Consider the following 13,942-nt stretch of genomic DNA (forward strand, 5'->3'; position numbering starts at 1 on the left):
AACGTTAACGGCATGAATGAATGCGTAAATGTATTCTAATCTGCTCCTTCGGCATATGAACGGGCTCCCTCATCATGGGCTGTAATGGTGCTGCTTGCAGAGGCCAAGCCCCGGATTTCCTGAGCGGTCAGGGCTCTGTTGTAAATGATCAGTTCATCCACTGCACCGTTCAGGTAGGGATCATCAAACTGGGATTTCCCAATATAGTTCCGGTCTGTCAGTCCAAGGCTGGAAGGCTTCAGCGTCATGTTGGTGTTACGCGTCGCCTCTACACCGTCCACATACATCATTCCAGTATTGCCTGACAAAGTCACAGCGACATGCTTCCAAACCCCAGTTGCCAGCTCTGGCGCATTCAACTGTTGTTCCTCTCCGTTCCCCGAGACGGTGATAGCAAAGCGCATGCCAGTTCCCTCGGCCTTGGGTGTCAAAAACATATACCGATCCGTGCCTGCTCCAAAATCAAACAGGCGTGCCCAGCCGTTATGCGTGTTCACCCGTACCCACGCGGCAATCGTAAAGTCATTTATGCTGCTAACGATACCACCGGGCAGGCTAGCATAGGCGTCTGTACCGTTAAAGTGCAGGGCATTACCTTTTCGTCCGGCGCCCCACGCGCCTCCACTTACACTGGCCTGCTGTCCATAACCTGACGAATCGGCTGCGGTAGATCCGGCCGTTTCGTCAAATTCATAACGGGCTACAATGTCTCCGGCGGGAGACGGGTTGTCTGTACTCGACTGGATACGGATATCATAGTTGGCTGCCGTACCAATATTCAGTCTGACCGTGGTCGCAGAGCTGTTAGCAGCCGTGACTGACCCGGTTTTTGTGCCATCTACAAGCACGTCATACGTACCTGCCGCGAGTCCGATCAAGCTCATAACGGTGGTATGAGTCGTGCCTGGGGTCATATTTTTCAGTGTCAGACGGATGTTGTTCTTGGACTTGGACACGATGGCCGAGCTATATTGATCCCGATTCAGCTCCAAACTCAGCTTTTGGGTGATCAGATGCAGACGTTGGAATACACCGTCCTTTGGAGTAATCGCGTAGCTGTTACTGCTTTCTGTAACGTCACAGCCATAGCCGAACAAGCCGAATATTGGATCTACAGCAACATCCGAGCTTAGGATTTTAATGGCTCCAAACAATCCCAGATCGGCTTCCCCGGACATGCCGCGCCATCCGTTAAAGAGAGGGCCGCCGTCCAGACCAAGTGCGCCATAATTGCCTTTGCCCGCCTGATATGTCCACGATACTGCCCCGATGTTGGCAGGATCAGAGCTGATCTGTCCCGAGTTAATCGCTCCGATGTTCGCCAACTTGGCGGCATAGGATAGACGCTGATCCAATTCGGGCTTGGACGAATGCCGACGTGTCCAGTCATCCATCACATAGCCGGCCAGTGAGGTGGTGTACTGGAAGTTCCACCAATTCTCTCCGGTGATGGTGACCGGATCGGTGTAATAGTACCAGACAGGCATATGACCGCGTGCAGCACGCGTTTTGGCGTTGATTTTGCTCATCATCGTCGTGTTGTTGTTCATTTTGGCGAGTGTATATACGGCTTCTTCGCCTGTATTGTCATAGTTATACTCAGAGCCATAAGGATAGGTGGTGTTTTTGAAATTGTTGTACTTGGTAGCCATTTTGCCAATCAGGTCGTTAGCCTCGGTGGTCAAGCCTTCTTCCTGAAGCGCTTTAATCATATCAGGTGTAGTTAGCTCACCCATGAGTCCCGTGTTCCAGTTATAAGCAACAGGGCCTTCATACAACGCTTTAAAAATTCGATAAGCACGTAGCAAATATGTGTTTTTGCTATTGCGATAGCTGATCAGGTTGGGATACAGCTTGGCAAGTTTATACATGCTAAAAAACGTATTATAAATGTGCGGATAGGCATAGCCACGGTACGTTGGTGTCGTGTTAGGCTGCGGCATCAGGAAATCAGGGACCAGATAATCGGTATGATGGCCTTCCATCAAATTCGTCCAGATGGCTACTTCCAAATAATCATCGACTGCCTTGATCTCAGATGCCACGGGCTTCTGAACGTTTTTCTCCGCCAGAAACTGGCCGTGAGTTAGTCCCCAATCATCACCCCAGCCCCAGTAACCAGCAAAGCTGTTGCGTCTAGCCTTGTACTGCATCATCCAGTCATCAAAGACCTTGTCCCTCAGGTCGCCCGGCACGTTCCATTGGGTGCTGTTGACCATGAAGGTAGAGTGACGCTGAAGTGCAGCTTCGACTGGCTCGATGGCATAGAACTGGAGAACGGTTTTTTCGCCGTTACCATAGTTTACAGTAATATTGTTATGTCCCAGTCGTCCCAGTGTGAGTTCATATATTTTATGGTTTGTAGGGGCTGTTTCCAGATAGCTGATGGTCGTTTCAGACGGATATTGCGCTGTGACAGAGGTAATGGATTTGCTGGTATGCAGATCGAATTTGGCCTTGAGATTCGTCGGGAAAATCATACCCGGAACCACGGTCACATCCACATGTCCCTCACTGTACAGCCTGTCCTTTACAGCCAGCTCGTCCGCTACCTTGTAAAATTTAAAGGCATACGTTTTGCTTTCACCAGGAGCCAGCGACAGACTGGTGCTTCCAAGATAGCCACGGTTGGTGCTCTTGATGACATTGGAATGGATATAGAACACATTCAGTCCTTCGGACCAGCCACCTTGCTCCATAGCCCATGTGCTGCCGGGATGCTCCTCAGTTCTCCAATGGTCCTGATATTCGAGACCAGCACCCGTTGAGGCATCAGGGATCAGCAGTACATACGGTCCGATGCCGCTAGGTCGTCCAGCGGTAATAAAGGAGCTGTTATGGCCTACAAAGGAGTGTGAGAGTACTCTGGTTTCATAAATTTGTTCATTATTGCCGCCGGACCAGTACTCGTTAAACGGAAGCGGCAGTCCCCAATCTCCGATCTCCAGTGTTTGATTAGAGGTGTTCGTTACTTTCATTTGCCAATGCAAATAATCGTTAACCAACGAATAAGTTTCATGTAAAATGAAATTACGTATTCCCTGATTGTTTGATGAATTCTGATAGGCTACCTGGACACTGTTTCCAGAAGAGGTGATCTGGCGCGCATCAGCAGAATTACTTGTCCATGCCCGAGTCCACGCTCCGTTGCCGAGACGATAGGTGAACATCAGTTCACCCAGCCACTGATGATCCGACGTATTCTGTTTAGGTGCGTTAGAGCTGTTCATGACATAGTTGGTATTAAAAGTGTCCCCTACCAGCCGCAAGGAAGAGAGATCGCCGTAATCTCCGACAGAGATGGAGAACACTTGATTAGATAGTTGTACTGCCATGCTATCAACCTCCTAACAAAGGTTCGTGAGCGTGCTCACTACGTTAATATATGTGTGAGAAATACTTTTGCTACCCTATGTATGAGAATTGATAGAAAATAGATTCATATAGATGTCCTAGAGGGCTCTCAATCGTGGAGGTAGAGTTATTATGAAAATTAAAATGGAGTTGCCGAAAATTCCTGTGGACTTGCCCGTACTAAACGAAGAAATGTATTCCTTACGGTCCAAAGGCGAATATAGTATGGGGTCTGTAGAAGATATGATTTTGGATAATGTGGAAGCGGTTAAGGTTTCATTAGAGAAGATGACTTTTAAAAATGTAACGATCATGGAATCGTCATTACCGGAAAGTGAATGGACAGACGTCATTTTTGATAAATGCGATCTGTCTAATGTTAATTTTTCCGGTTCCTTTATCCATCGGGTAGAGTTCAAAAACTGCAAATTGCTTGGAACAGACTTTTCCAGAAGCAGGCTCCAAAACGTTCGTTTTTCGGATTGCTTAGCGGATTATTCGATGTTCCGTTTTGCTAATTTTAAGCAAGTTGGTTTTGAGGATTGTTCTTTAATAAGTGCCGATCTGTATCATTTAACACTACAAAAAACCTTTTTTAACCGTTGCAATCTGGATCAAGCGGTACTATCCGGGTCCAAGCTCAAAGGAATTGATCTGAGCGATTGCGAATTTGATGGGTTACAGGTGGATATAGAAGATTTGAATGGCTGCATCATCTCACCGCATCAGGCTTCATCATTTGTAGGGCTGTTGGGGCTAGTGATTAAATAAGGGAACTCCTCATTGATTTTTAATATGGTCCCAAGCCTGGCGCAGACGGTTAAACCCTTCAACAATTTGTTGCTCCGTTAAATGGGCAAAGATAAAGCAGGCTGATGGAGGTCCCGGTGTCAGTTGGTAATCGGCGGCATCACGCCATGTGACTCCGTAAAACTGTGTTGTCTGCATCAAATGATAATACTGGGCAGGCTCATGCTTCCAGATGGCATAGGCATGTAGTCCACAATCGTTCTGATGCCAGTGAAACAGTTCACTTAACTGCTGTATTTCACGTTGGAACACGTCGTAGCGTGATCTGTATATTCGAGTCATCCGTCGCACATGGCGAACGTAGTCGCCGCGCATCATAAAACGTGCCAGTGCGCGCTGTTCCAAGCGGGCAGGCGGCAGGGGATCGTATAGTCGTTTGGCAGCTGTCAGCGCTTGGGCTAATTCAACGGGCAAGATTGCAAACCCGAGTCGAAGGCTGCTGAACATGCTTTTGGAAAAGGAGCCGACATAGATGACACATTCTGTACGATCCAGTGCTTTTAATGGTTCAATGGGCCGTCCTGCCCAACGGAATTCACTGTCATAATCGTCCTCAATGATCCACGCTCCCTTGGATGCTGCCCATTGCAAAATATGTTGACGGCGTGTTAATGGCAACACTGCACCGGTTGGAAACTGTCGTCCAGGTGTAACAAATAGGAGTTTGGAATCCCAATCCTGTGGGACAATTCCATGTTGGTCCATTTCAGCAGCATGTATCTGTCCGCCTGAGGCAGTAACTGCACGGTAGATGCCGGAATAACAGGGATTCTCCAATACAATTCGATCTTGTTCATGAATAAGCAACTGACTTAATAACGTGATCACTTCCATGGAACCACTGCATAATACGACTTGATCCGGAGTGGCTGTAATTCCGCGTGTTCTGCCAACATGATGGCAAATCGCTTCACGCAGCCATTCATCACCGCTCACTGGTGCAGTCGTCGCGTCAGCCGAGGGCTTTTGCAGATCTTTTCCAGCGGCAGTCATTGCGCTTTTCCATGCGATCTGTGAACTGCCCTCCAATACAACTTCTCCTGCCTGAAAAGAAATCAAAGGCTGTTGCGCACTGTCTCTATTTGTAGCAGAAGCAGGAGACGGCTGTAAGTTTCGTTCCCTTTCGATCTGCATGATTCGTTGTCCCCAAGCTGATAGAGCAGGGGCTTTTTGTTTTACAACAGGTGAATTTTGGTTCTGCTGGTTGATTAAAGATTTGTCGGGCAGCACCGCTGTCTGTTCCATAACAAAGGTTCCTCTGCCTACTGCCGAATCTATATATCCTTCTGCCAACAGCATATCATATGCCTCTTTAACGCTCCCTCGTGAAATTCCATACATCACAGCCAGATCACGAGTGGAAGGCAGACGCGTACCACTGGCAAGGGAACCATTGAGGATTCCCTCACGAAGAGCATGATACAATGCCAAATATTTTAAATGATATTTTTGAAGCGCACGCTGATAAGCAATCGTAATATCCATACTCTTCTCCTTCGATTGGGCCACTCATTTTCGTTCATATTGGATCTTTTTATGAATCCATTTTCAACATAATCTGAAATGTATCATTGGTCAATAGATGGAAGGAGAGTTCCCTGTGAGAAGAAAAGAATTTACGGTGGCAGAACTAGAGGAAATAGAGCAGTTTCTAAGCGAGGTCAGTTTCGGATTTTTAGGCATGAACAGCGAGGATGGTTTTCCGCGTGTGGTTCCCTTGAATTTCGCTTATGGAAATGGCGTTTTTTATATTCATGGCAGCCGTGCTGGAGAAAAGATGGAACGGATGAAAGAAGATAATCGAGTTACTTTTTCAGCCGCCAAAGAATATGCGCTCATTCCGTCTTATTTTACGGATGAACATATGGCATGTCCGGCGACTTCATTTTTTAAAAGTATTACCGTGCGTGGTCATGCGGAGCATGTAGTGGATCTGGAAGAAAAAGCATCGGCCTTTTCCATTTTTATGAGTAAGCTGCAACCGGAAGGCGGGTATGACACGATTGATGCCAGCGATTCTCGGTATGCTTCACGTTTAAAAGGGGTCGCTCTGATCAAAATTGTACCGGAGGAATGGACTGCCAAGTTTAAATTCGGTCAAAATGTTAAAGATCAGGAACGTCAGCAAATTATCGATGGCTTGCAACAACGGGGGTTGGATGATGATCTGACAACGATTGAGATGATGCGCAAATATTGTCCTCATCACTGATATATATCGAAAGTCAGGATTTTGCAAAATCCTCAAGTATAAATATTTGAATTCCACGTAATAATTCCTGCTCGCTCACCGTCAGATTGGTTAATTATACCTTGTAGGGAGATGCCCTTGATTTTCCAAAACGTTCAGTCCTTCTGTATTAGGACTTTTGAAGGACAGGTATATATCATCCTCAAGCCCGTTGTTCTTACTGCAAAGGAACTTTATAATACGATAGATTTGTGGCGTAAGGGGGCAAGACCGTGATGAGAGCAGGAGTCAGAAGTCGGGAGAGTCGACGGTTGTTACTGGAAGCGGGGGCTGAAGAGTTTGCTCAGACGGGGTTTTATCAGACAAAGGTAAGTTCGATCGCGGCACGTGCAGGATTGACGCAGCCGGATTTTTATATTCATTTTGAAAGCAAGGAACAGTTGTACGAGGAGCTTGTGGAGAGCTTCGGTACTTTGGTGAATGATACGGTACAAAGCATGAAGATAGGCCCAGACCTAAGCGAGGCTGAAATTTTGAGACGGGGACAGGTGTTTCTGGAAGCTATTTTTCGCGTGTTGTCTAATAATCCGGCGATCACTCGTGTCGGATTTTACCAGGCGACAGATTCGGTGCGTATTAAGGCGGAAATGGCTGAGCATATCAAAAAGCATCTGCTGGCGGCGCAACGATGGGGCTCCTGCCGTGAGGAACTGGACCCTGAACTGACAGCAGAATGCGTGATCGGCTTGATTGAACGGCTGACGTTAACTAAATTGCTGCCTGGACGTGAAAGTCCGTCTGTGCTTGCCAAGCAGGCACGAAACCTCCTGTATCACGGCATGCTCGGGTCCGAAGAATAACAGGACAGTACAACCCCAACCTAGATTTGGGCGGCAGGCGCGGCATTTGTCCCTATCATGGATGATGGCATAAGCATAAGATGCTCTTGTAAACCATGAAGGGAGGAATCACCATGTCTGGAGTAGGCGCTGGTTATGGAGCTTTTACATCTACAGGAGCGATTCTGGTACTTTTCATTCTGCTCGTTATTATTTCCAAAGCATTTATCATCTAATTCGTAGCTCAAGGATTTAAAATTCGGGAGATTTGCTGGAATCAGTAGGGAGGAGGAATACGAAATGGGTGAAGTAGATAGAGGTTGTGGCGGTTGTAACATGTTCACCTCCACTGGTGTTATTCTGGTTCTCTTCATTTTACTGGTTATCATCACTCGTACTTGTTTCATCTAAAGCTATATTCATGGGCTTGAGCACCGATGCTCGGGTCTATGACCGTACTAGTCAAAATAGGAACCGTCTCCAATTAGAGGCGGTTTTTTTTATATTGAAGTTTACGTTGACGTTAACGTTATAGAGGCGTAGTATTTATATATAATCTTTTTCATAAGGTGGGTGTCATGGTTACGTATAAAATTGATGAGGTCGCCAAACAAAGCGGATTAACCAAGCGAACCATTCGTTATTATGAGGAAATCGGCTTATTGCCCTCTCCGCAGCGCAGTGAAGGAAATATGCGCCTGTATACGCAGGAGGATGTGGACTTACTAAAAAAAATAGTGAGTGCCAAGGAAGTACTTGGATTCTCCTTGCAAGAGCTTCAGCGTTACATGTCCGCAGCGGAAATGCTTAAGGGTCAGCGGGAGGAATATCGCGAGCGAACGGAGCATTTGCAACCGAACGAGCGACGGGCCATGTTGGAGGATATGGAAAGTACATTGAACGAGCAGTTGGAATTAATGGAGGGAAAAATCAACAGCATCCGTATGCTCCAGACTGAGTTGGAGGAGTTACGGGTTAGGGTGCGTGAACGCAAGGTTCTTCTGGATGATGAACTTGATCACGACCCGTCATAACAAGAACATTTACATTCAGATGTGGAGGTAACATCATAATATGAGTTCACAACATGCATTACCTGAAGAGTTAAAAGAACGCTCAGGCTTGCTGTCTCAACCTAAAGCGGTATGGGCAGTCGCCTTTGCTTGTGTTATTTCATTTATGGGTCTGGGATTGGTCGATCCGATTCTTCCGGCCATTGCTGATCAGCTTCATGCTACGAAAAGCCAAGTGTCATTGCTGTTCACCAGCTATAATCTGGTAACAGGCGTTGCGATGCTGATTACAGGCGTTGTATCTAGTCGATTGGGTGTCAAATGGACACTACTAACCGGGATTTTATTTATTATTGTGTTTGCTGGACTGGGCGGCACAGCCAGTACAGTTGGCGGAATTGTGGGCTACCGGGCAGGCTGGGGTTTGGGGAACGCTTTGTTTATCGCAACAGCGTTGTCTGCGATTGTAGGTCTGTCCACTTCTGGAACAGCTAAAGCAATTATTTTGTATGAAGCGGCATTGGGCCTCGGGATTTCAGTGGGTCCGTTGCTGGGCGGTGAGTTAGGTTCCATTTCCTGGCGCGGTCCGTTTTTCGGTGTAGCCGGACTGATGGTAGTGGGATTTTTGTTCATTACGTTTATGCTGCCTTCCATTCCAAAGCCCAAAAAACGCGGTTCCATTGCCGATCCGTTCAAAGCGCTCAGTTATCCGGCTTTGCTCACGCTCGGCATTGTAGCGTTGTTATATAACTTTGGATTTTTTACGTTGATGGCGTATTCTCCATATGTAATGAATCTGGACGAGCATGGTTTGGGTTATGTGTTTTTTGGCTGGGGAATTATGCTGGCCTTTACCTCGGTGTTTGTAGCACCGAAGATTCAAGCACGCTTGAGCGTGGTATCTTCCATTAGTATCATGCTGACGCTGTTTGCCATTGATTTAGGTGTTATGGCGATCGGGACGGTAGCTGGTTCACCAACGACTGTCATTGTCGCCGTCATTGTGGCTGGTATTTTTCTGGGGATTAACAATACATTGATTACAACTGCTGTTATGCAGGCTGCTCCAGTGGAGCGCTCGACAGCATCTGCGGCCTACAGCTTCATGCGGTTTTTGGGCGGGGCAATTTCGCCGTGGCTTGCAGGGAAGCTGTCAGAGTGGTACTCAGCAGAAACCCCATTTTATTTTGGAGCATTGATGGTACTGATTGGCGTAGCTGTGCTGATCGTACGTCGTCGACATATGCAGGATATTCAGGTGGATGCACACTAAGATCGAACTTCTGAGGAGGAAAAGAGTATGAGCGAATACAAACATATTCTGGTCGCGATTGATGGTTCGGAACATGCTATGAATGCGTTGCAGACAGCCAAAACGTTGTCTAAGCAGCTTCAGGGGAATCCACATCTGACTGTATTACATGTAAACCCGGCTTTATCCATGAATGAGCCCCCGGTTGGGGTTGATGTGGATGAGCGAATCGAAGAGGAAGGTCGTCATATCTTGGAACCAGCATCCGACTATTTGAAGGACGAGGGTATTTCTTACCGTATGCTGGCGGGTCACGGTGATCCGGCGAGTGTCATTTGCGAAAGTGCAAAGCAGGAAAAGACGGATTTGATCATTATGGGAACGCGGGGCAAAGGACTTGTTTCCGAAATGATACTGGGTAGCGTGAGCCATCAGGTGATTCAGCATGCACCTTGTCCGGTGTTGACGGTAAAATAGACGGTAAAAGGAACGTTGATATCAAGAGAAGGAGGAAAAAGCATGCAGCAGCATTTATTTATTGGTGGAGAATGGAAAGCAGCTTCATCGTACACGACGTTGAAATCACCCTATTCCGGAAAAATCATTGCTGAGGTGGCAGAGGCCACAGCAGAGGATGCCAAGGCTGCTATTCAGGCAGCCTCTGATGCACGCTCGGAGATGCGGGTCATGCCAGCGCACCAGCGGTCAGCCATTTTGGAGAAGCTGGCTGACCTGCTGGAAGAGCGGCGTGAGGATGCAGCGCGCATCATTGCACGTGAAGCATCCAAACCATGGAAGGCTGCGCTGGCGGAGGTTGACCGGACGGTGCAAACCTACAAGTTCGCAGCTGAAGAAGCCAAACGGATTCACGGGGAAACCATTCCGCTGGATGCCGCACCGGGCGGCGAGGGTCGTATGGCCTACACGCTCAAAGAACCTGTAGGGGTAGTAGGAGCTATCACACCATTTAACTTCCCGATGAATCTGGTTGCTCATAAAGTGGGTCCCGCGCTGGCAGCAGGCAATACGGTCGTATTGAAGCCTGCGGAGCAGACGCCGTTGTCGGCTTACTTGATTGCGGAGCTGCTGGAGCAGGCTGGATTGCCTGCGGGCGCTCTTAACGTGATCAGCGGCGATGGTAAAACCATTGGCGACGTACTTGTCACTGATCCGCGCGTCAGCTATATCACTTTTACCGGTAGCCCGGCGGTCGGTACAGAAATTCGCTCCAAGGCTGGCTTGAAGCGGGTCACGCTGGAGCTGGGTTCCAACGCGGCCGTTATTATCGACCGTGATACGGATGTAGACGCGGTCATCGACCGTTGTGTGAGTGGAGCCTTTGCCAATCAGGGGCAGGTATGTATCTCAGTTCAACGTATTTACGTTGTCGATGAACTGTATGATACCTTTGTATCCCGATTTATAGAAGCAACTCAACGTTTAAAAATTGGAGATCCGCTAGAGCCGGACACGGATGTATCCGCGCTTATTTCAGCCAAGGATGTCGAACGTGTCCGTGAATGGCTGGAAGAAGCGGTTCAAGCAGGCGCAAGGATCGCTCTGGGTGGCCAAGCCAAGGGAGGTATTCTGGAGCCGACGGTTTTGCTTAATGTGGACCCGACCTCCAAGGTGTCCTGTCGTGAAGTGTTTGCCCCGCTTGTGCTGATTCATTCTGTTAGCTCTATAGATGAAGCCGTAAACCATGTAAATGATTCGATCTATGGCCTGCAGGCGGGAATTTACACTCGTAATATCACGACCGCGCTGGATGCAGCGGACAAGCTTGAGGTGGGCGGCGTGATGATCAATGACATTCCAAGCTTCCGTGTTGATCATATGCCGTATGGTGGTGTGAAGCAAAGTGGCACGGGACGCGAAGGTGTAAAGTATGCAATGGAAGAAATGCTGGAAACAAAGCTGATCGTTATTAAACGGTAGTAGTTATATAAAAGCCTATCTGATGGACATAGATAATACGTTTTGCGTATGTCTGCTCATTAGATGGGCTTTTTTTTCACCTTTTGCGTGATTGTCAGATGAAAATAAAGTGTTAGACCGTTGGAACTGTTCCACCGTCAATATTATATTCACTTCCTGTAATTGAAGCGGCCCGGTCGGATACCAGAAAAGCAACAAGCTCAGCGACTTCTTCTGGTAGTCCTGGACGACCAATTGGAATTCCTCCCAACGAGTCCATCAGTTGCTTTAATGCACTTTCTCGGTCACCTGTCGTCTCAGCAATCCGATCAATCAAACTTTGTGCTGCCTTCGTTTCGATAAAGCCCGGCGCAACTGTATTAATACGAATGCCTTGAGGTGAAAACTGCTTGGATAACCCTTTGCTGTAAGTAGTTAAAGCTGCTTTGGCTGCAGCATAAGCCAATGTTGCATCATATAGCGGCAAGCGACGTTGAATGGATGAAATATGAATAATAACACCGGAACCCTCTTCCACCATAGCCGGCAGCAGTCCACGGTCTAAACGGACGGCAGCAAACAGATTGGCGTTAAAAGTTTGCTGCCAATGCTCGTCTGTCAAGATAAGAGCTCCCCCAGATGGGGCTGACGAGCCTCCAACATTGTTGACAAGAATATCTACACCGCCTAGGCGCTCAAGAACACTGTTTACTACTTTATCTACACCTTCAGGCACACTAATATCGGCTGGAATAAACAGGTCTGGATTTTCTAAATTAACTGGAGTCGTTCGAGCCGTAGTTATTACGGTAGCACCTGCAGCCGTAAGTCTCTTAGCAATAGCCTCTCCCATTCCTTTGGTACCGCCTGTGACCAAGGCCCTTTTGCCTTTAAACTCACTTAATATGCTTTCTAATTGAAAACTCATGCGAATAATTCCTCCTAAATTTTACAATGTGGTTGAGGAATACCTCTAGGTATCTCCACTCCGAGAATAGAGTTGGAGTTCAGTTTGATCGGTACTCTGTTCACGTATAAAAACAACATAAGCAGGCATATTCGTTTTCCCTTTCTTATTTTTTAAATTCCTTTATGGAAGTGTAATAATCAGTTCTTTAATTTTATTGTTGTTTACTAGAAATTGATGTTTAAGGAGGAGTGGATCGGGAAGATTCGATTTATCAAAGTCTCCGTCTACTTTCGCAATTACGACGATGGTATTATTACTGTCATCCATATCCACGATCTCGAAGGTGACATTCGGCTCCAATATTTCTGCTTCACACTATGATTTTATGGCTTCCATACCTTTGATTTCGCGATGATTATCCAAGATCAACGCATCTTTATCGAAAGCGGAAGTAAATACTTCAAGCTGGGATTTGTTCGCTGATGTAAAGTAAGTTTCTACTGCCGGTGGCATGGTTTTATGTGGATTCATTAATCCTTCAACCTCCTATGGTGAGTATGTTGTGAGCGATAACTTCAAACTCATCATAGCAGTGATAATATGACTACATGGTGTCATATTATAGAGGATCATTTAAATTTCTTTTCATCGTTTCTAAAAGAGACAATATTCTTGTACGTACTTGTTCGGGGCTAACCTCTATAAGGAGGGGACCAAAGGACAGCAGATAACTGTCCAGCCAATTGCCTACAGGAAATTGTGCCGTGACGGTATAAGAGCCGTCTTCCTTCTGAGTAATTGTTTTCTCGGCAAATTCATCGTATACGCGGTAAGCTCCTTGAGCAGAAATGTGAAGAGTTACTTCAATGGTATGAAGCAAGTCGTTCATCTTTGTATCTGTAGATGCTACGACCGTTCTTGGCTCATAACTAATTTCGGTAACTGCAATCTCTTTCATTCGGCTAATCTTAAATACACGATGACTTTCGGTATTTAAACAGTAACCTTCCACATACCAGGATTTATCTTTAAACAAGAGCTTGGCAGGTTCGACGCTACGATAACTCTGTTCCCCGGCGACGTTATAATAGCGGAACTTTATAACACGGTTTGTGATTATTGCGTTGCGTATAAGAGTGAATAGCTGTCTCTGGCTGTTTTGGCTTCCCCATGGCGAAAAATCTACTTCGATCCAGTTTCCCATGTCTTTTTTAAAAAGCCTACTCAACTTGTTTAGCACTTCTTCTACCTGTGGGATGGTAGCTGTAGCCACACTCTGAAGGGCCATTAAGATATCATCTTGTTCCTGCTCGGACAGTAAAGAGGTGTTAAAGACATAACCCTCCATCAATGATATTCCGCCACCCTTGCCTCTACTGCTGTAGATGGGAATCCCAGCTGCGCTTAAGGCATCTATGTCCCGATAAATCGTTCGTGTGGAAACCTCAAAATGCTCTGCCAATTCATCAGCAGTCACTTTTTTCTTATGGAGTAATATATAAACGATTTCAAAATGTCTGCTTAACGGCATACGCTTCACCTCTCTCAGTAGCATACACCTTATAATATGACATTATAAAGTCATATTAAGTGATTGCTTGATATCACACCATGATGGACATCAATCTGTTTAAAACCAACTGGGGGACTTTATTT

The 13,942-nt window shown here is 46.7% G+C and carries 14 protein-coding genes; 8 read left to right on the plus strand and 6 right to left on the minus strand.

The annotated features are described in order from the left end of the window. Window positions 1–35: 35 nt before the first annotated feature. The gene (locus NSS66_RS17630) at window positions 36–3,335 is read right to left on the minus strand and encodes a DUF5695 domain-containing protein (protein WP_340959472.1); all 3,300 of its coding nucleotides are present in this window, start codon (window positions 3,333–3,335) and stop codon (window positions 36–38) included. 151 nt (window positions 3,336–3,486) lie between these two features. On the opposite strand from NSS66_RS17630, the gene NSS66_RS17635 reads away from it, so the two are divergent. Continuing rightward, window positions 3,487–4,125 (plus strand): pentapeptide repeat-containing protein, encoded by a 639-nt coding sequence (locus tag NSS66_RS17635; RefSeq protein ID WP_023986936.1) that lies wholly within the window; start codon window positions 3,487–3,489, stop codon window positions 4,123–4,125. 9 nt (window positions 4,126–4,134) lie between these two features. On the opposite strand, the gene pdxR is transcribed toward NSS66_RS17635, so the two are convergent. Next, on the minus strand, window positions 4,135–5,649 hold the full coding sequence (gene pdxR, locus NSS66_RS17640) for a MocR-like pyridoxine biosynthesis transcription factor PdxR (RefSeq protein WP_340959473.1): 1,515 nt from the start codon (window positions 5,647–5,649) through the stop codon (window positions 4,135–4,137). A 115-nt stretch (window positions 5,650–5,764) separates the two neighbouring features. Here pdxR and NSS66_RS17645 point away from each other — a divergent pair, with 115 nt between their 5' ends. The 7 genes from NSS66_RS17645 (at window position 5,765) to NSS66_RS17675 (ending at window position 11,397) form a co-directional block, all read left to right on the plus strand. After that, a complete protein-coding gene (locus NSS66_RS17645) occupies window positions 5,765–6,376 on the plus strand; it encodes a pyridoxamine 5'-phosphate oxidase family protein (RefSeq protein ID WP_023986938.1) in 612 nt (203 codons plus the stop codon). Between the two features lie 254 nt (window positions 6,377–6,630). After that, window positions 6,631–7,215 carry a TetR/AcrR family transcriptional regulator gene (locus NSS66_RS17650; protein ID WP_023986940.1) on the plus strand — a complete coding sequence of 195 codons (585 nt, stop codon included), beginning with the start codon at window positions 6,631–6,633 and terminating at the stop codon, window positions 7,213–7,215. Window positions 7,216–7,328: 113 nt separating this feature from the next. Next, a complete protein-coding gene (locus NSS66_RS17655) occupies window positions 7,329–7,430 on the plus strand; it encodes a hypothetical protein (protein ID WP_023986941.1) in 102 nt (33 codons plus the stop codon). A gap of 342 nt (window positions 7,431–7,772) precedes the next feature. Next, window positions 7,773–8,228: a MerR family transcriptional regulator gene (locus tag NSS66_RS17660; protein ID WP_023986943.1), complete on the plus strand. Its 456-nt coding sequence runs from the start codon at window positions 7,773–7,775 to the stop codon at window positions 8,226–8,228. Between the two features lie 40 nt (window positions 8,229–8,268). Then, on the plus strand, window positions 8,269–9,480 hold the full coding sequence (locus NSS66_RS17665) for an MFS transporter (RefSeq protein WP_023986944.1): 1,212 nt from the start codon (window positions 8,269–8,271) through the stop codon (window positions 9,478–9,480). 27 nt (window positions 9,481–9,507) lie between these two features. Further along, window positions 9,508–9,936, plus strand: a complete 429-nt coding sequence (locus NSS66_RS17670; protein WP_023986945.1) for a universal stress protein — start codon at window positions 9,508–9,510, stop codon at window positions 9,934–9,936. Between the two features lie 42 nt (window positions 9,937–9,978). Continuing rightward, window positions 9,979–11,397 (plus strand): aldehyde dehydrogenase family protein, encoded by a 1,419-nt coding sequence (locus NSS66_RS17675; RefSeq protein WP_028541038.1) that lies wholly within the window; start codon window positions 9,979–9,981, stop codon window positions 11,395–11,397. A 112-nt stretch (window positions 11,398–11,509) separates the two neighbouring features. Here the strand turns inward: NSS66_RS17675 and NSS66_RS17680 are convergent, their stop codons facing one another. The 4 genes from NSS66_RS17680 to NSS66_RS17695 form a co-directional block, all read right to left on the minus strand. Next, window positions 11,510–12,304, minus strand: a complete 795-nt coding sequence (locus NSS66_RS17680; protein ID WP_069079765.1) for an SDR family oxidoreductase — start codon at window positions 12,302–12,304, stop codon at window positions 11,510–11,512. 162 nt (window positions 12,305–12,466) lie between these two features. Beyond that, a complete protein-coding gene (locus tag NSS66_RS17685; RefSeq protein ID WP_340959474.1) occupies window positions 12,467–12,646 on the minus strand; it encodes a hypothetical protein in 180 nt (59 codons plus the stop codon). A gap of 15 nt (window positions 12,647–12,661) precedes the next feature. Further along, complete coding sequence (locus NSS66_RS17690) at window positions 12,662–12,817, minus strand: hypothetical protein (RefSeq protein WP_340959475.1); 156 nt, start codon at window positions 12,815–12,817, stop codon at window positions 12,662–12,664. Window positions 12,818–12,905: 88 nt separating this feature from the next. Next, window positions 12,906–13,817, minus strand: a complete 912-nt coding sequence (locus tag NSS66_RS17695) for a helix-turn-helix transcriptional regulator (RefSeq protein ID WP_071559323.1) — start codon at window positions 13,815–13,817, stop codon at window positions 12,906–12,908. Between the last annotated feature and the right edge of the window lie 125 nt (window positions 13,818–13,942).

Origin of the sequence: Paenibacillus sp. FSL R10-2748 (assembly GCF_038005565.1) — a bacterium.
In the GTDB taxonomy this organism is placed as follows: domain Bacteria; phylum Bacillota; class Bacilli; order Paenibacillales; family Paenibacillaceae; genus Paenibacillus; species Paenibacillus polymyxa_B.